This window comes from Erythrobacter sp. JB3-1, assembly GCF_057364995.1.
Window position 1 is genome coordinate 2,221,504 of the sequence record NZ_CP200289.1, and the last position, 18,068, is coordinate 2,239,571.

General features: G+C 59.6%; 18 protein-coding genes and 1 pseudogene. 10 read left to right on the forward strand and 9 right to left on the reverse strand.

All coding sequences use genetic code 11. The features are described 5' to 3' along the window. The first annotated feature begins 21 nt into the window (after window positions 1–21). Entirely contained in the window at window positions 22–324 is a 303-nt protein-coding gene (locus AC0V6M_RS10490; RefSeq protein ID WP_472638387.1) for an integration host factor subunit alpha, read from the forward strand. Window positions 325–327: 3 nt separating this feature from the next. Continuing rightward, a complete protein-coding gene (locus AC0V6M_RS10495; protein ID WP_486138751.1) occupies window positions 328–750 on the forward strand; it encodes a MerR family transcriptional regulator in 423 nt (140 codons plus the stop codon). Between the two features lie 51 nt (window positions 751–801). Here AC0V6M_RS10495 and AC0V6M_RS10500 read toward each other — a convergent pair. From AC0V6M_RS10500 to AC0V6M_RS10515, 4 genes and pseudogenes are all read right to left on the reverse strand, one after another. Beyond that, window positions 802–4,225, reverse strand: a pseudogene (locus AC0V6M_RS10500) (chromosome segregation SMC family protein). Between the two features lie 31 nt (window positions 4,226–4,256). Then, the gene (locus tag AC0V6M_RS10505) at window positions 4,257–5,006 is read right to left on the reverse strand and encodes a DsbA family protein (RefSeq protein ID WP_486138752.1); all 750 of its coding nucleotides are present in this window, start codon (window positions 5,004–5,006) and stop codon (window positions 4,257–4,259) included. A 149-nt stretch (window positions 5,007–5,155) separates the two neighbouring features. Further along, the gene (locus AC0V6M_RS10510) at window positions 5,156–5,929 is read right to left on the reverse strand and encodes a DsbA family protein (RefSeq protein ID WP_486138753.1); all 774 of its coding nucleotides are present in this window, start codon (window positions 5,927–5,929) and stop codon (window positions 5,156–5,158) included. Next, window positions 5,926–6,504 carry a DUF721 domain-containing protein gene (locus AC0V6M_RS10515; protein ID WP_486138754.1) on the reverse strand — a complete coding sequence of 193 codons (579 nt, stop codon included), beginning with the start codon at window positions 6,502–6,504 and terminating at the stop codon, window positions 5,926–5,928. The genes AC0V6M_RS10510 and AC0V6M_RS10515 overlap by 4 nt, the downstream gene beginning before the upstream one ends. On the opposite strand from AC0V6M_RS10515, the gene AC0V6M_RS10520 reads away from it, so the two are divergent. Next, complete coding sequence (locus AC0V6M_RS10520; RefSeq protein ID WP_486138755.1) at window positions 6,504–7,628, forward strand: A/G-specific adenine glycosylase; 1,125 nt, start codon at window positions 6,504–6,506, stop codon at window positions 7,626–7,628. The two genes, AC0V6M_RS10515 and AC0V6M_RS10520, sit on opposite strands and share 1 nt — an antisense overlap. 13 nt (window positions 7,629–7,641) lie before the next feature. On the opposite strand, the gene AC0V6M_RS10525 is transcribed toward AC0V6M_RS10520, so the two are convergent. Continuing rightward, complete coding sequence (locus AC0V6M_RS10525) at window positions 7,642–7,863, reverse strand: hypothetical protein (protein WP_486138756.1); 222 nt, start codon at window positions 7,861–7,863, stop codon at window positions 7,642–7,644. A 114-nt stretch (window positions 7,864–7,977) separates the two neighbouring features. On the opposite strand from AC0V6M_RS10525, the gene AC0V6M_RS10530 reads away from it, so the two are divergent. From AC0V6M_RS10530 to AC0V6M_RS10545, 4 genes are read left to right on the forward strand one after another with little or no spacing between them, the layout of a single operon-like run. Beyond that, window positions 7,978–9,285 (forward strand): serine hydrolase domain-containing protein, encoded by a 1,308-nt coding sequence (locus AC0V6M_RS10530; protein ID WP_486138757.1) that lies wholly within the window; start codon window positions 7,978–7,980, stop codon window positions 9,283–9,285. Window positions 9,286–9,290: 5 nt separating this feature from the next. Then, window positions 9,291–10,223, forward strand: a complete 933-nt coding sequence (nudC, locus tag AC0V6M_RS10535) for an NAD(+) diphosphatase (RefSeq protein ID WP_486138758.1) — start codon at window positions 9,291–9,293, stop codon at window positions 10,221–10,223. Next, the gene (locus AC0V6M_RS10540; RefSeq protein ID WP_486138759.1) at window positions 10,220–10,933 is read left to right on the forward strand and encodes a DsbA family oxidoreductase; all 714 of its coding nucleotides are present in this window, start codon (window positions 10,220–10,222) and stop codon (window positions 10,931–10,933) included. The genes nudC and AC0V6M_RS10540 overlap by 4 nt, the downstream gene beginning before the upstream one ends. Before the next feature lie 16 nt (window positions 10,934–10,949). Next, on the forward strand, window positions 10,950–11,825 hold the full coding sequence (locus tag AC0V6M_RS10545) for a DUF1295 domain-containing protein (RefSeq protein WP_486138760.1): 876 nt from the start codon (window positions 10,950–10,952) through the stop codon (window positions 11,823–11,825). 89 nt (window positions 11,826–11,914) lie between these two features. Here AC0V6M_RS10545 and AC0V6M_RS10550 read toward each other — a convergent pair whose 3' ends face one another. The 3 genes from AC0V6M_RS10550 to mgtE are packed head-to-tail and all read right to left on the reverse strand — an operon-like array spanning window position 11,915 to window position 14,349. After that, window positions 11,915–12,433, reverse strand: coding sequence for a hypothetical protein (locus AC0V6M_RS10550; RefSeq protein WP_486138761.1), 519 nt, complete (start codon window positions 12,431–12,433; stop codon window positions 11,915–11,917). 25 nt (window positions 12,434–12,458) lie between these two features. Continuing rightward, complete coding sequence (locus AC0V6M_RS10555; protein ID WP_486138762.1) at window positions 12,459–12,854, reverse strand: DUF1489 family protein; 396 nt, start codon at window positions 12,852–12,854, stop codon at window positions 12,459–12,461. 31 nt (window positions 12,855–12,885) lie between these two features. Beyond that, window positions 12,886–14,349, reverse strand: coding sequence for a magnesium transporter (gene mgtE / locus AC0V6M_RS10560; protein ID WP_486138763.1), 1,464 nt, complete (start codon window positions 14,347–14,349; stop codon window positions 12,886–12,888). Window positions 14,350–14,480: 131 nt separating this feature from the next. On the opposite strand from mgtE, the gene AC0V6M_RS10565 reads away from it, so the two are divergent. Further along, window positions 14,481–14,942 (forward strand): peptidylprolyl isomerase, encoded by a 462-nt coding sequence (locus tag AC0V6M_RS10565; protein ID WP_472645606.1) that lies wholly within the window; start codon window positions 14,481–14,483, stop codon window positions 14,940–14,942. 23 nt (window positions 14,943–14,965) lie between these two features. Next, entirely contained in the window at window positions 14,966–15,907 is a 942-nt protein-coding gene (locus AC0V6M_RS10570) for an alpha/beta hydrolase family protein (RefSeq protein ID WP_486138764.1), read from the forward strand. 136 nt (window positions 15,908–16,043) lie between these two features. On the opposite strand, the gene AC0V6M_RS10575 is transcribed toward AC0V6M_RS10570, so the two are convergent. Beyond that, a complete protein-coding gene (locus AC0V6M_RS10575; RefSeq protein WP_486138765.1) occupies window positions 16,044–16,409 on the reverse strand; it encodes a hypothetical protein in 366 nt (121 codons plus the stop codon). A gap of 246 nt (window positions 16,410–16,655) precedes the next feature. On the opposite strand from AC0V6M_RS10575, the gene miaB reads away from it, so the two are divergent. Beyond that, window positions 16,656–17,987 (forward strand): tRNA (N6-isopentenyl adenosine(37)-C2)-methylthiotransferase MiaB, encoded by a 1,332-nt coding sequence (miaB, locus tag AC0V6M_RS10580; protein ID WP_486138766.1) that lies wholly within the window; start codon window positions 16,656–16,658, stop codon window positions 17,985–17,987. Window positions 17,988–18,068: the final 81 nt, after the last annotated feature.

Sequence of the window (18,068 nt, forward strand, 5' to 3'; positions counted from 1 at the left end):
GCACCTACAAGGAGGAATTGCATGATGCGTTCAGTGGGCACTCTTACCCGCGCCGATCTGGCCGAAACGATTAACCGCCGTATGGGCTTTAGCCGCTCTGAATCGCTTGACATGGTTGAGGCAATTCTCGACAAGATGTGCGGCGCTCTCGCGGATGGCGAGAATGTGAAGATTTCCGGCTTTGGCAGTTTCGTTCTGCGCGATAAGCGCGAGCGGATTGGCCGTAATCCTAAGACCGGTGTCGAAGTGCCAATTACGCCACGCCGCGTGATGACCTTCCGCGCTAGCCAATTGCTGAAAGAGCAAATCGCGAAAGGCGCTTAATCAATGACTGACTTTGACGATGGCAAGGACGAAAGTGCGCTTCGGACTATCGGCGAGGTCAGTGATGGATTGGGCATTAAGCCGCATGTGCTGCGCTATTGGGAGCAGCAATTTACGGCTCTCAAACCCCTGAAACGCAGTGGTGGTCGGCGCTATTACCGGCCTGAAGACGTTGAACTGGTTGAGAAAATCAATCAGCTCGTCAATGAAGAAGGCTACACGCTGAAGGGCGCGCAGGCGGCTCTTCGAGCAAGCAACAGCGCTGGTGGAGATCGCCGCGGTCTGGATCGCCGGGTTGGTGATCGCCGCACCGATGGTGATGATGGCAGCGGCGGTATTGCCGCGGCTCCAGCCAAGGATTTCAGCGAAGCGATTGCGAAGCTTAAGTCGATCCGTTCGCGCCTTGCGACAGCCATCGAAGCTTAGTTTTTGATCGAAGCTTTGCCGCGCTAATCTGCGCGCGCATGCCTGTTCAAGCTACTCCGCGACCATCAAGGCCGCTTCACCCAAGTCGACGCTGACGAGGCGCGAAACGCCTTTTTCCGCCATGGTCACACCGAACAGACGGTGCATTCGACTCATCGTAACAGCATTGTGGGTGACGATCAGATAGCGCGTTTGCGTGTTCTGGATCATCGAGATCGAGCAGATCGCAGAACCGCTCCACATTGGCATCATCGAGCGGTGCATCGACCTCATCGAGCACGCAGATTGGCGCTGGATTGGTGAGGAACAGCGCGAAGATCAGGGCCGTTGCGGTCAGCGCCTGCTCCCCGCCGGATAGCAGCGACAAGGATTGCAAGCGCTTGCCTGGCGGCTGGGCGTAAATCTCTAGGCCTGCCTCCAGCGGATCGTCGCTATCGATCAGCGCCAAATGCGCTTGGCCGCCCTCAAACAGGCGCGTGAAGAGCTCGCGGAAATGTCCGTCCACCTCTTCAAATGCGGCGCGCAGGCGTTCGCGGCCCTCGCGGTTGAGATTGCCGATCGATCCGCGCAGGCGGTTCACCGCTTCGGTCAATTCCGCCTGTTCACTAGCGCTGCTGCCATGCTCGGATTCGAGTTTTTCCAGTTCTTCTGCGGCCACCAGGTTCACCGGGCCAATGCGCTCGCGGCTGGCGGTGAGGCGTTCCATCTCATTGCCTTCAGCGGTCGCGTCGAGCACCGTCTCGGCGTCAAATTCAAAGCGCTCAGCCAGCATTGGCGGCGGGCATTGGAACCGCTCGCCAGAGATCCGCGCCATTTCTCCGCGCCGCGCCTCTTGGCTTTCTGCGCGCGCTGCCAAGGTAGCCCGGCCTTCGCGCGCGACGGTCAGCGCCTCGCCTGCTTCGGCCAGCGCGCTGTCGCAAGTGGACATCGCCGCCTGACACTCTGCCAGCGCCGCCTCGGCCACGGCCAGTTCCTCGCCCAGCCGTGTGCGCAGCGCATCGCCTTGCTCAATCTCTTCGATCAGCGACGCGGGCTTGTCTGCGAAGACTTTGCGCTCTTGCTCGATCTCTTCCAGCCGCCGTCCGGCCTCGGCCATGCGCCGTGCGGCCTCGCCAGAGCGTGCCTCCCAGTTCGCACGGTCTGCCTGCTGGGCCGCATTGCGTTCGCGCGTCACGGCGAGGCCCTGATCATGCGCGGCAAGCTCGGCCATCGCCGCTTGGACGGCAGAGCGCGCGGCCTCGTGCTTCGCCTGCGCCGCCTCTAAACCCGCGCGGCCAGTGTCGGGCGAGGGCAGGGTGTCGCGCTTTTCCTTGGCGCTCGCTAGGTCATTTTCGGCCGCGCTTGTTTGCTCGCCAAGTTCCGCGCGGGAGCTCGCCAATTCTTCAAGCCGCGCGGCGATCCGCTCTTTGGCGGCCTCGGCTTGGTCAAGACGCCGCAGAGCATGGCGTTCTTCTTCGATTGCGCCCGCAATCTCGCGTTCTTGGGCGACGAGGCTCGTTTGCAGCGCCGTCAGTTCCTCGCGCGCACTGCGCTCTTCGCCTTCTGCTTTTTCAGCGGCATCCCGCAATCCGGGCAATATGCCTTCCAGTTCAGCGAGCCGGTTTGCTGCTTCCAGCTTGGCGGCCTCAGCTGCGCCTTCGCCGCGCGCAACAAATCCGTCCCAGCGGCGCAAATGGCCCGCTTTTGTGACGAGCCATTCGCCGGGATTAAGCGTTCGGCCATCGTCTTCGTCCGCCACATGCACCAGAGCGAGGCGCGCGCGCAGCTCTTCCGGGCAATGGGTGAGGTGGTCGATCAGGCTGTCTTTGACTGGCTTTGGAGCGGTGCCGCCCGCCCAGAACCGGCCGTCTTTGCCTGTTTCAGGAGAGCCGAGTGGCGATTTGGAATCGCGACCCAGCACGGCGGCCATGGCGCGCTCATAGCCGCGCTCCACCGCGACCTTCTCGAGCGCTTGCGGCAGGCCAGCGCTGTCCTTGGTGCGCTTGGCCCTTGCATCGCGGTCGCGCGTCAGCGCGGAATATTCGCGCTCGATCCCGGCCAATTCTGCTTTCGCTGCTGCAAACGCTGCTGCCGCATCATCGCGCGCAATCTGTAGATCGGATTTGCGCGCTTGGTCGGCCACCAGCGTCTCACGCAGTTTCGTAAGTGCGGCTTCGGCTGCCGATACATCGGCCTTGGCCGCCGCGACCTCGCCTTCTGGATCATTGCCTGAGGTTAGCTCAGCCTGCTGTCGTTCAAGCCGCTCGTGCTCGCTGCGCAGCCGAGTAAACCGGGTCTCCGCCTGTTCAATTGCTGCTTCCGCGACGCGCCATTCCGCTTCAACGCCGGCGTGGTCGGCAGTCGCTTTGGCCAGAGCAAGTTCAGCGGTTCGGCTGGCGCGCTCGGTGTCCTCTGATTTTGCGGCCATGGCGGGGCGCAATTCTTCGTCCCGCTTGAGCGCAGCATCGCTCGCCGCCATTTCGCGAGTCAGGCGCTCCAGAGCTTCGGCGGCGTCGCTGGTCATTCGATCCGCATCGCCGCGGTCTTCCTCCAGCCGGACACGCTGCCGCTCCAGGTCGGCCAGCCGCTGCTCTGCCGCTTCCAGCTTCTCCGCCAGCGCAGCCATGCGGTGACCATGCGCGCTGCTGTCATCGCGGCGATCGGCCAACTCGTCGCGGGCCTCGGTCAGCTTTGCCGCAGCCTCTGCTTGCGCTTTCTGCGCGATATTGGCTTGTTCTTTGGCGGCTGCGACCTTGTCATCGGCTCCCTGAGCCGCCGAGCGGGCTTCCTTCGCGGCATCGGCGGCATCGCGCCAGCGTGCAAAGAGCAGGCGCGCCTCGGCGATCTGAATCTGATCGGTCAGCTTCTTATAGCGTTCGGCCTGTTTCGATTGGCGGCGCAGCGAAGCCATCTGCGTGTCGAGACCGGCCATTAGGTCTTCGAGCCGGGCAAGGTTCGCCTCCGTTTGACGCAGCTTGCTCTCGGCATCCTTGCGCCGCACATGCAGGCCAGCGATCCCGGCGGCCTCTTCGAGCATTTGCCTGCGCTCGGTCGGTTTTGCTGCGATCACTTGCGCGATCTTGCCCTGGCTGACCAAGGCCGGTGAGTGCGCGCCCGTGGCAGCATCGGCGAAGGTCAGCGATACATCCTTTGCGCGGACATCACGGCCATTAACGCGGTATGCGCTGCCCGCACCGCGTTCTATCCGGCGGGTGACGATCAGCTCTTCATTGTCATCGTCCGAGGCATGCAACACGACCTCGGCGAAATCACGCGGTGGGCGCGAGCTGGTGCCTGCGAAGATTACATCTTCCATCCCGCCAGAGCGCATGCTCTTGGGCGAGTTTTCGCCCATTACCCAGCGGATTGCCTCCAGTAGGTTGGATTTTCCGCACCCATTGGGGCCGACGACGCCGGTGAGGCCGGGTTCGACGCGCAATTCAGCAGGCTCAACAAAGCTCTTAAAACCACTGAGCTTTAGCTTGCTGATTTGCATATACGGCGTGCCCCCCGGCTATCCCGCTCGATTAACGAGCGCCGGCGCGTTGCAGCGCGGGTTCAAGCTGGTCCCAGCTAAGCGCTTCGACCTTGGCACCGTTCAAGAAGAATGTTGGCGTCGCATTGACGCCTAGCTCTTCCGCTTGCGCGGCGGATGTGTCGGCGATGGCTTGGATACGGGCGCCATCGGCAAGGCAGGTGCGCGCCTGATCCGCGCTGAGGCCGCGAGCGGAGAAAAAGTCGATCAGGCCAGCGGCCTCTGCGATGCCGATAAAGCGTTGCTCCACCGGCATTTGACCGGCGGCCTGATAGGCTGCGTTGTTCCCCTGAACATTGCCCATAATGGCGGACAGCGAAGCCCATGCTTGGTCAGCCAGCGGCATCATGTTTTCTTTCTGGCCGCAGCGCACCAGAGTGGCGATGGTGAGATCGACCGGATCGCGCACCAAATTGCGCAGTTCAAAGCTGACGACGCCGCTGGTGACGTATTTTTCCTTCAGCGGAGCGACGCCGGTCGCAGCAAAACTCGCGCAAGCACCGCAGGTGTGCGAGGCGAACTCAATGAGTTTCAGCGGTGCATCAGGATTGCCGACTTGATAGCCGCCTTCTTCGGTGACGACGACGGTCTCTGTCCATGACGTGCCCTCTGGCGCTGGGATCGCGGCGATTGGTTCGCCGGACAGCACATCGTCGCTGGCCTCTGTGTCATTGCAGGCGGCAAGAGCCAACGCCAATGGAGCAGCGCAGCCAAGGGCAAGATTGCGGCGGGAAAAGGTCATGAGTTGGTTGTCCTTAAGTCTTGTCGAGAAGCGTATACGAAGGGGAACAGGCGGAAAAGTCCCCTAAGGGCCGCCTGTTCACAAATGTGTGGGTTTGCCGTCAGTGGAGGCATTGTAGAGCCGAGATTGTCCCGAAATCATACAAATTATCAGTCAAAATGGCTTTCGCCGAGCTGAGGCTCTTTGTCAGCTTTTGATTTGGCCTTGATATGCGCGATCAAAACCGGCTCCAGCGCCCGCCATTCGTGCACATTTTCTTGCAGTTCGCCGTCGATAGCAAAGCTCGGCGTGCCCGGGACGCCAAATTCAGCGGCATCGTCAGCGGTGTTTTGCATCAGCTTTTGAGCCATCGCATCATCGGCCAGACACGTGTCGACCTCAATTGCGGAATAGCCGCGCTGTTTGATCATCTTGTCGGTTAGGCCAAGCGCACTCGACATATTGGCGCGCGCGGCGCGATCTCCGCGGCCCCAGATCGCTTGCTGAGACTGAGGCGCGCCCGCAGCGCGGGGCAGCCAATCCCCTTGCGAGCGCATAAACATCGTGTGGTTGCCCTTGAACTTCTCAGGAGCCCCGCAGGCGGCCAGCATCGAAATGGTCAGGTCCAGCGCATTGCGGATGTAAGGCCGGATTTCAAAGCGCAATTTGCCGGGCGAGATGAAGACGATGTCGAGCACTGGGTCGCCTTGCTTTGTGAAAGTCGCGCAGTGCCCGCAGGTGTAGCTAACAAATTCGCTGAGCAGCGTTTCAGCCTCTGGATTACCGATGATGTGCCCATCTTCGGTTTGTTCAGCGGCGGTGTGCCATGGTCCTGAGCGTGTCTGCGTTTCAGAATTCAGTTCTTGCGCAGCGGCTGGCGCGCTCGACGCCATTAGCGCCAATGCAAAGGCAGAACCACTCCCGGCTGTCTTAAGCAAATTCACTTCTCGTCTTCCCCACTTCTCTCGCCGTCGCTGAGGGTGCGGGCGAGCGATTCCAATACTGTTCGCAGTTCAGGATCGCCAATATCGCGCAGGCTGTCTCCCAATTCCATCGGGATCGGCTTTAGCGATGGCGGCGCTTTCGCAGGTTCTTTGGCATGGGTTGGCTTAACCGCGCCTTGCCGCAGCTTGATGCGAGAGACGGCCTGATACCCGAAAAAACGGTTCACCCGCTCCATAATTTCCGGGATCACTTGCTGGATCAGCGGGGCATGGGCGGGCACAACCACCAATTGCAATATGCCGTCTGCTTTTTCGCCCGGCGGGAAGCGCAAGGCCTCAGGGCTGCACACCTTGGCGTGGTGCGGGCCAACAATCTCTGGCCAGCGGGTGACGACGGAGCTTTGCACAAAGCCAAACCGGCGGAACGCCGTGCGACCGATCTCTGGCATCAGCTCGCCAATCGGCTTTGCGCCCATGCCGCGTTTGCGCGTGTACTTGCGCCCCGCGGTCTTTTGCGGGGTTTTGGCTGGAGATTTCCCCGGCTTTTCACCACCTGATGATGCGTCTTTGCTCAATGCCCATTCCGATCTTGCCCAGCCTTTGCCATAGCCTTGGCGTGACCGCTAGCGACAAGCATCAATCTTTCCCGAATGTGGGCGAAATATCTGGCGATTTGCTGGATTGGTACGACACGCATGCGCGCCGGCTGCCATGGCGCAATCCGCCGGGTGCCGCGCGGCCGGAAGATCCCGCCTGGCCATACCGGGTGTGGTTGTCTGAGGTAATGCTTCAGCAGACGACCGTTGCGGCGGTGAAACCTTATTTTGCCAAGTTTACGGAGACTTGGCCGAATGTTGAGGCGCTTGCGGCGGCCAGCGAAGATGACGTCATGGCGGCATGGGCCGGGCTTGGCTATTACTCACGCGCTCGCAATCTGGTGAAATGCGCGGCCGAGGTTGCTGCACGCGGCGGCTTTCCCAGCACCGAGGCGGAATTGCTCAAGCTACCGGGGCTGGGCGCGTACACGGCGGCGGCAATTGCAGCGATTGCCTTTGGTAAGCGGGCGGTCGTGGTGGATGCCAATGTGGAGCGCGTGACCGCTCGGCTGTTCAATATCACTGAGCCTCTGCCAGCCGCGCGCAAGGCCATTCGCGAATGCGCGGATCAAATTACGCCGGACGCGCGATCAGGCGACTTTGCGCAGGCGATGATGGATTTGGGATCAAGCCTGTGCACGACAAAAGCGCCCAAGTGCCTGCTGTGCCCGCTCGCTAGTAACTGCACCGCACGACAGGCGGGGGAGCCGGAATGCCTGCCAATAAAGCCAGCCAAAAAGGAAAAGCCAGAGCGCCTCGGCACAGCCTATTGGATCGAGCGGGGCGAGGATGATGCGCGAGAGGTTTGGCTGATCAAACGCGAAGGCACTGGCATGCTAGGCGGAATGCGCGCGCTGCCGGACAATGGCTGGAGCGCAAGCCAAGACGGGAGCGACCCGCGTCCGCTAAGCGGCCAATGGCGCGACCTTGGCGCTGTTCGGCATACATTCACGCATGCCCACTTAATCCTGACGCTTGAGCGCTATGAAGGCGATCAGGCCCCGAGTGGGAAAGGCGAATGGTGGCCGCTTGACCGTCTGGATGAGGCCGGCCTACCGACCTTGTTTGCCAAGGCGGCGCGGCTGGCGCTGGCGCAGGACTAAGCCACCGAAAGGATTAGATAATACCGCCGCCCAAAGTCAGCCGGACCGCCGCGATTAGCAGCACGATCAGACAAAAATTGCGGCCGCTGTCCTTCGATGAAAGCGCGCCCACCACAATCCCGATCGCAATCAATGGCAAGGCCAGCCAATTGGCCCAACCCAGAAACGGGATTGTGGCTGGAATGACGATGACCAGCGAGAGCAGGCCGATGAGTATAGAAACAAAATTCAGCATGTGTATTATATGACTATGACACCCTAAAGTTTCAAGACCCAGATCAAGTCTTAATTGACCACCTACCTTATCTCGCGCAAACAGCGCGCAATCAAAGTTTGGAGAGACCCACTCATGGCATTTCGCGAATTTCACTCTGGCCCGACCTCGCGCCGGGCTTTGCTGCGCGGCGGCGCATATCTCGCCGCTGGCAGCGCATTGGCGACTTTGCCGTTTGGCCGGATCGCGCTGGCCCATGACGTGAGCGAGAGCTGGCCGAATGTGTCGGCTATGATCAAAAACTATGTCGATACCCGCAAGGTTGCCAATATGATGGTGACATTCGGCAATGCTCAGGAAGATCACGCGCACACCGTTGGCGGCGGCACATTGTCTTTGCAAAGCGACAAACAGGTCGACGAAAATTCGCTCTATCGCATCTATTCGATGACCAAGCCGATCACCGGCATGGCGACCATGATGCTGATCGATGAAGGCAAGCTGGGCCTAGACCAGCCGGTTGGTGAAATCCTGCCTGCCTTTGCCGATATGCAAGTGCTGAACGATCCCGAAGCCGCTCTCGATGACACTGTTCCGGCAGAGCGCCCGATCACGATCCGCCATCTGCTGACGCACACCGCCGGCATTGGCTATATGATCACCAGCAAGGGGCCTCTGCTAGAGGCGTTTGCCGAGCAAGGTCTGGTGGGTGGTCGCGTGAGCCGTTTCCCTATTCCGGGCCTTCCCGAGGTGACACCAGCGCCAAGTCTTGAGGTTTGGGCGGACCGTCTGGCAGAGCTGCCGCTGATGGCGCAGCCGGGCACAAAATGGATTTACTCTGCCAGCATTGATCTGCTGGGCCGGGTGATCGAGGTCGCCTCTGGCCAAAGTTTTGAAAGCTTCCTGCAAACGCGAATCTTTGATCCGTGCGGCATGACCAGCACCTATTTCACTCTGCCAAAGAGCGAGACGGGCCGGATGACCGACAATTACGGTATAGCGGGCGGTTTCCCAATTCCGATCGATCCAGCGGCCAATTCGATCTATCTCGATGAGCCTACCGTCCCATCCGGCGGCGGCGGCCTGATCAGTTCGCCTAAGGATTATGACCGGTTCCAGCGTATGCTGCTGGGCATGGGGACACTCGATGGCACCAAAGTGATGAGCGAAGAGTCGGTGCGAATTGGCGCCTCCAACTTGTTGCCGGACACGGTCGACACTTCGGACTCGTGGATCGCAGGTGAAGGGCACGGGGCGGGCGGCCGCAGCGTCGGCACTCAGTTTGGCTGGGGCGGGGCGGCAGGCACGCTCGCCAGCGTCGATTTTGGCGAGCAAATGCGAGTCGCCTTGTGGACGCAATATATGCCGACCACCGCGTACCCAATCCGCAAGGAATTCTTGGCCGCGCTCGAAGCTGACATGAACGGCGGGGCGGGCGGCTAAATCGGATGCATAAACCCGTTACCGCGCCGAGCGTTTCAGCCACTGGCCCGATTGCTTTTGCAGGTTCGCCGATAGACCGCGCGGATCACATCAGGGTGAATAAGGAGGCGCTGGGCGCGCGGATGGATTGGCGCGCCAAGGTTCTGCTGCTTGATGGTCTTCTGCCGCAAATCGATGAGTTGGGCGGGCTGATGTGGGGCACGCTGGCCGATGTGCCGCAAGAGGCGGAATTGGTGTTCCTCGGCCTGATGGATGACAAGGCCTGCTTTGCCGCCGTTCCGGAACAAGGCGCGACCGGTCCGGCCTATGCCATGCCGCGCGCGTGGCAGGCGATCCAACAGCTTTCCCCGCCTGATCTGGCGATTTACGGCGGCGCGCGCAGCTTGGTCGACTGGCATGCACGCCACCGTTTCTGCGCCAATTGCGGACAGCCAACCAGCCCGGCGAAGGGCGGCTGGCAGCGCAATTGTGCGCCGAAAGACGAAGGCGGCTGCGGCGCTCAGCATTTCCCGCGCACCGACCCGGTCACCATTATGCTGGTGGAGAACGAAGGGCGGTTGCTACTCGGGCGACAGCCGCGTTTCCCGCCGCGTAATTTCTCTGCGCTGGCTGGGTTTGTCGAACCGGGCGAGACCATAGAAGAGGCGGTGGCGCGCGAGGTGCATGAAGAGGCGGGTCTGCGCGTGCGCGATGTCGAATATATAGCGACCCAGCCCTGGCCGTTCCCCAGCCAGTTGATGATCGGATGCTACTCACAAACCGACGAAACCGAGATCACGCTCGATGTTGAAGAGCTGGAGGAAGCGCGCTGGTTTACGCGGGACGAAGTGGCGCATGCTGTGGCCAATATCGGCGGAGAGGATACTGCGTTTTCCGCGCCGCCGCCCGCCGCGATTGCGCATAGTCTGCTCAAATGGTGGCTGGAGAAAACGCAATGAGTGCGCCTGATCAACTGACCATCGACATCTATTCTGATGTGATGTGCCCGTGGTGCGCGATTGGTTATGGCCAATTGACTAAGGCTTTGGATGAGCTGGGCGGAGAGATTGAGGCGCAGGTCCGCTGGCGTCCGTTTGAGCTTAACCCTGAGATGCCCGAGGCCGGCGAAGAGCAAGAGGCGCACCTCCAGCGCAAATATCGCCGCTCCGCCGAAGAGGGCGCGAAAATCCGCGGGCAGATGAGAGCGATTGCCGAAAAGGCAGGGGTCTCCCTCGCTTATGAAGGCGAGGACCCGGACAACGCGCCGCCGGCCATGATGTGGAACACGCGCGCCTGCCATGTGCTGCTGACCTGGGCGTTGGAGCAAGCCGGGCCTAAGGTGCAAACCGAATTGAAACTCGCCTTGTTTGCCGCCCATTTTAACCAGCGCCGCAATCTGTCTGATCGTGATGTCCTGCTCGACATCGCTGCCAGCGTCGGCCTGCACCGGGAAGCTGCCAAGGCGGCTCTGGGCGACGAGGCGCTGATCGCGGCGGTTGAGGCAGAAGAACGCCAAGCTTGGGATCTCAACATTTCAGGCGTCCCGGCAATGATCGTGAACGGGAAGTTCATGATCCCCGGCGCGCAGGCGCCGGATGTTTATGTCAACGCGCTGCGCCGAGTGGCGATGAAAGAGCGCGAAGCCGCCGTGGAACCGAGTTCGTCCTAAGCCGTTCGGAAACCTTATGAAAAGCATTCTAGTCGTCATCGTCGTCGCGGTCTTTGCATTTGGTTTCGCCGCCTTAGCGGGAACGGGCAGTGCCGGGGCGTTTGGAATTTCCGCCTTTTTCCTATGCGCGGTCCTTGCGATGGCGGTGAACTGGCTGGTTTTCATCCCGTCCGCCGCGGCAAAATCCGACAAGTTTTACGATACGACCGGTGCGCTTACCTATCTGTCGGTCACCGCATTTGCCGCTTGGGCTGCGTGGCCACTTGATTGGCGCGGCATTGTGATCGCCGTAATGGTCGCGATCTGGTGCATCCGGCTGGGCAGTTTCCTCTATATCCGCATTCACGCCATGGGCGGGACTGACAGCCGGTTCGAGAAGATCAAGGTCAATCCTGCGCGATTCCTCGCTGCATGGACGCTGCAGGGACTTTGGGTGCTGCTGACCGCGTCTGCGGCGCTGGCGGCGATCACGGCAATGGAGCGCGCGCCAATCGGTGTGTTCTTCTGGCTGGGCGCTGCGGTTTGGCTGCTGGGCATAACGTTTGAAACGGTCGCCGATGCGCAGAAAAGTGCGTTTAAGAAAGACCCCGCGAACAAAGGCAAGTTCATCAATGTTGGCCTATGGAAGTGGTCGCGCCATCCCAATTATTTTGGCGAGATCACCCTTTGGACCGGCATTTTGATCATGGCCCTGCCGGTGCTGTCTGGCTGGTCTTGGCTGGTTGTAATTTCACCGATCTTCGTGACGCTATTGCTGACCAAGGTGAGCGGTATAAACCTGCAGGAAAAGCAAGCCAAAGAGCGCTGGGGCGATGATCCAGCCTATCAGGAATACCGCAAGAACACGCCCGCGCTGATCCCGAGCCCGCCAAAGCTATCCAAAGCCAGTTGACTAACTTCAGTCACAACAATTTAGTTTGCCGAGTAGGGCGCTGAAACTCAATTTTTGCTATCTTTGAGTTTGGCAAATGCAGTCCACAATTATGAGCAGAACATCGCTCCGCTGCCTAAGGCGAAGACCCAATCCCCCATTGTCGAAGGTTGGTTCGCCAGAGAGAAATAGAGGGCTATCGCGCCTAGGCCTAGACCCGAAGCAACGAAGGTCCATGACATTAATGCTCTTGCGGCTTTGCGAGCTTCGGAGGGGCTGCGCGGAGGGGTAACTTCCTCTCTTCCTCTGACCAATCGATTGGGTGCATAAGCTTGCCAAAAAATAGGTGCGCCTATGAAAACCATTATTGCTAAAGTGGCTGGATAGATGGTCCATTCTGGCAGCTGGAAATACACCTCCAGTGCTACGTAAGTGAATACAAAAAATAGGCATAAGAGCATCACCTTCCAGTGAGCTTTTGCACTATTGCGCCTAATTTCATCTTGTTTAAGCAGTTGATATTCTTCTGAAGTCACAAATTTCCCACCTGATTTACTCGACGGGTAGTATAAGTAGCCATCCTCAAACGGCTCAAATTGTTTGTCGAAAAGATATTCTGAGGCGAGCATTTTGCGTCCTTGACTCACTTCGCATTTAAATGAGGCCCAACCGCTCCAGCTTACCGGCGAGTTTGCCCGGCAAAACGTCGCCAGCGTCCTCGCCCTCAGCCAGATCGGCGGGTGCGTTTTCTTCTTTGAGGTAGCGCCAGCCTTGGTGCGCACGCTTGCGTTGTTGGCGGACGCGGATCAGCTTCGCCTCTAGCTCAATGTTCCAGCGCCCATCGCCAGTCTCAGAGAAGCAAATGATCGGTGAGCGCGCGACCAGCGAGTGGTTCAAAATCCAGAACAGTGACCCGCCGACCATTTCCGCATGGCGGGTCGGGCGATATTTCGTCGTCAGCAATTTGGGATTGGGGCTATTCTCATACCAACCGGCAAGGTCGTCCCAGCTTTTCGCGCCGAACGCGATCTTGGTCATATGAAGCGGCATAAGGGCTAAGATAGGGCGCTGCGCGAATTGCTCAAGCGGCTGGCACCAATCCGCTAACAACTGCGAGGCCGAGGAATGCCAAAAAGCCCATCGAGTCGGTGATCATTGTCACAAACACGCTGCTCGCCACCGCCGGGTCTTGGCGCAGGCGCTCGAAAATTACCGGCACCAGCACACCGGCCAGCCCAGCGACCACGATATTGATGATCATAGCCGCGCCGATCACCGCGCCCATCATCGGGCTAAACAGGAAGGTGGCGGCAATTCCGATAAGCACCGCGATTGTCGCGCCATTGAGGATCGCAACGCGAACCTCGCGCCACACCGTGCGCCAGGTGTTTGCTCGGGTCAGCTGATTGGTCGCAATCGCGCGCACGGCCACAGCCATCGTCTGTGTGCCCGCATTGCCGCCAATGCTCGCGACGATCGGCATGAGGATGGCGAGGGCCACGAGCTTCTCAATCGCCGCTCCAAAGAACGCGATAATCGCGCTCGCGACGACGGCGGTGCCAAGGTTCGCGACCAGCCAGCGCACCCGGCTGGAATAGGCCTCTCTGATCGGCTCGTTGATGTCGCCATCGCCCGCGCCGGAGAGTAGCAGAGCGTCCTCGCCCGCTTCCTCAGAGATAATGTGGACGATATCATCCACCGTCACCTGGCCGACCAAACGCCCGCTCTCATCGACAACAGCGGCAGAAATCAGCGCGTATTTCTGAAACATGAGCGCGACCTCTTCCTGATCCGTCGTCACCGGGATCAGGGTTTGGTCGCGCTTCATCAGATCGGTCAGTTTGATATTGCGCGGGGTGGTGAGGATCCAATTGAGCGCGCAGGTACCCACGGGATGGTGGCGCTGATCGACAACGAACACCTCCCAGAAATCATGCTCCAGATCGCCGGTTTCGCGCAGAAAATCGATGAGATCGCCGACCGTCATATGTTCTGGCACCGCCATGAAATGACGGTTCATCAGGCGCCCGGCGGTTTCCTCAGGATAGGACAGGGCGCTGGTAACGGCGGCCTGCGTCTCCGGCTCCAGTTCCGCGATGATGGCGCGCTGGTCGTCCTCGTCCAGGTCTTCGAGCAGCCGAACGGCGTCATCGGTCTCAAGCTGTTCGGCAATGCTCGCAACCGCTTCCGGCTCGAGCGCTTCCATCATGTCTTCGCGGACGTGATCGTTGAGCTCGGCCACCACCTCGCTCGACATCAGATCGCTCATCGCGCCCGCTAGGCCCTGCCGTTCGTCAGAATCGAACAGCTCGAGCAAATCGGCAACGTCGGCCGGGTGCAGCGGCTCAACCAGCTCGTGCAGAGCCGTGTTGTCGCCGCCTTCAAACGCGCGGCGCACAGAGCGGACAAAACGCGGCTTCAGCCGGTTTTCTTCATCGTGCCGCTCATCATCGATCCGGTCGTCCGGGTGCGCGCCATCCTCACCGCCATCTTGCGGCAGATCGGCGACCAACAGGTCTTCATCAAGGCGTGCATCATCAGACATTTACGCAAGGTCTAGGCTGCGCTGCTTCAAAAGCAAGCGTGTAGGGGCGGCTGGCCCACCGCCATGCTGGGGGGTGACTCGGTTTCAGATATGCGTATAGCGAGGGCCAAATTCATCAGGAGACACATTACATGGCCGAAACACTTACATTCACCCTCGACTGCGGCGATGGCAAAACCGGCGATGTCGTCATCAAATTGCGCGCGGACCTGGCACCTGGCCACGTTGAGCGCATTTCTGAGCTGGCGGCGGAAGGCTTTTACGACGGCGTCATTTTCCACCGCGTAATCGATGGCTTTATGGCGCAAGGCGGCGACCCAACCGGCACCGGCATGGGCGGCAGCGACAAACCTGACCTGAAGGCAGAATTCAATTCAGAACCGCACGTTCGCGGCACCTGCTCAATGGCGCGCTCGCAAATGCCAGACAGCGCGAACAGCCAGTTCTTCATCTGCTTTGGCGACACCGAATTCCTCGACGGGCAATACACCGTCTGGGGCCAAGTGACTGAAGGCATGGACTTTGTCGACGCCCTGCCAAAGGGTGAGCCGCCAGCGAGCCCGGGTAAGATTGTCAAAGCAACGGTCGCTTAAGCTAGCACGAGACAGGAGATCAGGTGACGCTACGCCGCGCAGCATTGGCACTTTTGCTGCTCACTTTGAGCGGCTGCGTCACCTATCCCAACATCAGTCAATCGCGCAGTCCGTGCCGGATGGATCCGGGCGGGTGGTGCGGCTTTGTGCGCGAAGCGGCGGAGGTGAGCTACCCTTACGCTTTGGCCGCGACCAATGCCTATGTTGGCGACAGCGACACCTACGCTGAGCTGGGCAATTCTCTGGTTCGATTGGAGCGTCTGCCGATCGACGAGGACGATGCAGACACCGGATTTGATTATCAGGTTTTTGCGCAGTTCACGCCTCCACCGGGTCAGGCCTCTAGCGATGCGGATAAGCGCGCACCCGATGCCTATATCATGGCGTTTCGCGGCACGGACTTCGATGGCCCGGCCGATATCTTCTACGGCACCGTGCGCGACGACCAACTGGAGCTGGCGCACAAATATTTTGACCTTGAGCGCGCGCGTTTTGACGCGGACGCAAAGTGGATCACAACGGGCCATTCGCTGGGGGGAGCATTGGCGGCGGAAATCTCGATCCGGCACGCGGATGTGAAGGCGTGGATGTTCAACGTCTCGCCATTTTATCGCGGCAAATCCATGGTCAATGACGGCAATCGCACTGTTATAAACGAGCGCGGCGAGGCGCTCAGAAGCCTGCGCAAATTCCGCGCGGCCCCCGCATCCGATCTGTTCGTGATCAATTGCACACCGCAAGCGGGCCGTTTCACCAAGCATAAAATCCGCCCGCTAGCCGACTGCATCACCTGGATCGCCGCTTATGAGAGCAAGGATGCCCTAAGCGTCGTCAAAGCAAACGACGTGCGCAAACCGGCGGTTGAGTGCGGCGATGACGGCAAAAAGCACCCTGGCCCCGGCACCGCGCAAACCGAGCCATGCGTGCATATCGCCCGCCGCGATGAGGATGCTGACGACGAGTGATTGAACGCAGCGCGTATTCCCGCTACACGCGCGGCCAAAGTGCTTTTTAGGGCCAAGCGGCGTGAAGGCATCAACTTTTCTGACCCTTCTTGTAAAAGAGCGAACCGCTAATTGCGTTCTGGCGCTCTTGTTAAGGTTAAGCAAACTCTGTCCAGAACTTGCCTCCTTGCAAAATTGACAGGATTATCCCGACTGCACTTATTCCGGCCATTCCGCTAAGGCAGAAAAGCGCTCTATTTTTTGTTTTTTGACTGAAGATCATCACAGCAATCATGCAAATCATCAGAATGGTAGTCAGGGCTGCAAAGCTGGCTTCAAGACTGATGGAATGTGGGATAAACGGTGCCAGTGCAGCCACGACTGGCAAGATAAGGATGGCACCGATAACGTAAGACATACTTGTGATATACATCAAAATCCAAAACGATATCGTCAGGGCCCAGGCAAGTAAGACCTCCTTTGAAATCATCTCATCCAAGGGGTCAATTTCCGAGAAACTCATCAAACTACTCCGAAAATCAGGAGTTAGTCCTAACAATGCTGGTTTAATGGATAGTGAAAAGACTTTCGTTGAGGAGGTGTTTCTTGCCTTAAATCATTGAACCCTTGCTTACTCTTTCGGATTAAGGGTTGCCCTCGAGCGTGACGAGAAGCCGCAGCCCAGATGCGGACGTCCACGCGAATTCGTTTGTCTCGGCCGTACTTCGTTGCTCGACACAAACCGATTGGCCAACTAAAGCGCGCTGCGATGAAACCGACCAACCCTCCCAAAACGTACCGCGTCAAAAACTTCGGTTGCCAGATGAACGTCTATGATGGCGATCGGATGGGCGAATTGCTGAGCGAACAAGGCATCACCCCCGCGCCAGAGGGCGAGGATGCCGATCTGGTTGTGCTCAACACGTGCCACATTCGCGAAAAGGCAGCGGAGAAGATCTATTCCGACATCGGCCGCCTGACCAAGGGTAAGACGCAGAAGAAAGCGCCGATGATCGCGGTGGCTGGCTGCGTCGCTCAGGCAGAGGGCGAAGAGATCATGGCGCGCGCGCCGGCGGTTTCCATGGTGGTGGGCCCGCAGGCTTATCACCGCTTGCCAGACATGCTGGACAAGGCGGTTAAGGGCGAGCGCGCGACCGACACCGATATGCCCGCGATTGCGAAATTTGGCGCTTTGCCAAAGCGCCGGCGGACCGCGCCCAATGCGTTCCTGACTGTGCAGGAAGGTTGCGACAAATTCTGCACCTATTGCGTGGTCCCCTACACCCGCGGCGCGGAAATTTCGCGCCCGTTTAGCGATCTGACCGAGGAAGCGCGCAAGCTGGTTGATGCCGGAGCGCGCGAGATCACGCTGCTGGGGCAGAATGTGAACGCTTGGAGCGGAGAGGATGATGCGGGCAGGGCGGTTGGTCTGGCCGGGCTGATCCACGATATCGCGCGGATCGATGGGCTTGAGCGCATTCGCTATACCACATCGCACCCCAACGACATGGATGACGCTCTGATCGAGGCGCACGGCGAAGTCGCAAAGCTGATGCCGTATCTGCATCTGCCCGTGCAATCGGGCAATGACCGCGTGCTAAAGGCGATGAACCGCTCGCACACCGCCGAGAGCTATCTCAAACTGCTCGAGCGGTTTCGCAAAGTGCGCCCTGACATCGCTCTGTCAGGCGATTTTATCGTTGGTTTTCCCGGCGAGACCGATGCCGAGTTTGAAGACACGCTCAAGCTGGTCGACGAAGTCCGCTACGCTCAGGCGTACAGCTTCAAATACTCGCCGCGCCCCGGAACGCCCGCCGCGACGATGGACAATCAGATCGCGAAAGAAGTTATGGAAGAGCGGCTCGCCCGCCTCCAAGATGCGCTCAGCCGCGATCAAATGGCGTTCAACGCCGCGAGCGCGGGCAAGACCTGCGATGTCTTGGTCGAGCGCAAAGGCAAGCTACCCGGCCAATGGCTCGGCAAATCGCCGTGGCTGCAAAGCGTGTGGTTCGAGGGCGATGTGCAAATCGGCGACATGGTCCGCACGCATATCGTCGAAGGCCGCCCCAGCTCACTGCGCGGCGAGTTAGTCTCAGGCTAGCGTATTGCCGCCCATCCAGCACGGCAGGCCCGTGTTGCACTTGTGCGACTTTCCCCATTGGTCATAGCGAGTGCGCTTGCC

Coding starts and splice junctions, on each gene's coding strand:
- AC0V6M_RS10555 (WP_486138762.1), bottom strand. CDS start 12,854: ATGCCGCTTCATATGACCAAGATCGCGTTCGGCGCGAAAAGCTGGGAC.
- AC0V6M_RS10545 (WP_486138760.1), top strand. CDS start 10,950: ATGAAAAGCATTCTAGTCGTCATCGTCGTCGCGGTCTTTGCATTTGGT.
- AC0V6M_RS10490 (WP_472638387.1), top strand. CDS start 22: ATGATGCGTTCAGTGGGCACTCTTACCCGCGCCGATCTGGCCGAAACG.
- AC0V6M_RS10495 (WP_486138751.1), top strand. CDS start 328: ATGACTGACTTTGACGATGGCAAGGACGAAAGTGCGCTTCGGACTATC.
- miaB (WP_486138766.1), top strand. CDS start 16,656: ATGAAACCGACCAACCCTCCCAAAACGTACCGCGTCAAAAACTTCGGT.
- AC0V6M_RS10530 (WP_486138757.1), top strand. CDS start 7,978: ATGGCATTTCGCGAATTTCACTCTGGCCCGACCTCGCGCCGGGCTTTG.
- AC0V6M_RS10550 (WP_486138761.1), bottom strand. CDS start 12,433: ATGCTCGCCTCAGAATATCTTTTCGACAAACAATTTGAGCCGTTTGAG.
- AC0V6M_RS10565 (WP_472645606.1), top strand. CDS start 14,481: ATGGCCGAAACACTTACATTCACCCTCGACTGCGGCGATGGCAAAACC.
- AC0V6M_RS10575 (WP_486138765.1), bottom strand. CDS start 16,409: ATGAGTTTCTCGGAAATTGACCCCTTGGATGAGATGATTTCAAAGGAG.
- AC0V6M_RS10520 (WP_486138755.1), top strand. CDS start 6,504: ATGCCCATTCCGATCTTGCCCAGCCTTTGCCATAGCCTTGGCGTGACC.
- nudC (WP_486138758.1), top strand. CDS start 9,291: ATGCATAAACCCGTTACCGCGCCGAGCGTTTCAGCCACTGGCCCGATT.
- mgtE (WP_486138763.1), bottom strand. CDS start 14,349: ATGTCTGATGATGCACGCCTTGATGAAGACCTGTTGGTCGCCGATCTG.
- AC0V6M_RS10525 (WP_486138756.1), bottom strand. CDS start 7,863: ATGCTGAATTTTGTTTCTATACTCATCGGCCTGCTCTCGCTGGTCATC.
- AC0V6M_RS10540 (WP_486138759.1), top strand. CDS start 10,220: ATGAGTGCGCCTGATCAACTGACCATCGACATCTATTCTGATGTGATG.
- AC0V6M_RS10505 (WP_486138752.1), bottom strand. CDS start 5,006: ATGACCTTTTCCCGCCGCAATCTTGCCCTTGGCTGCGCTGCTCCATTG.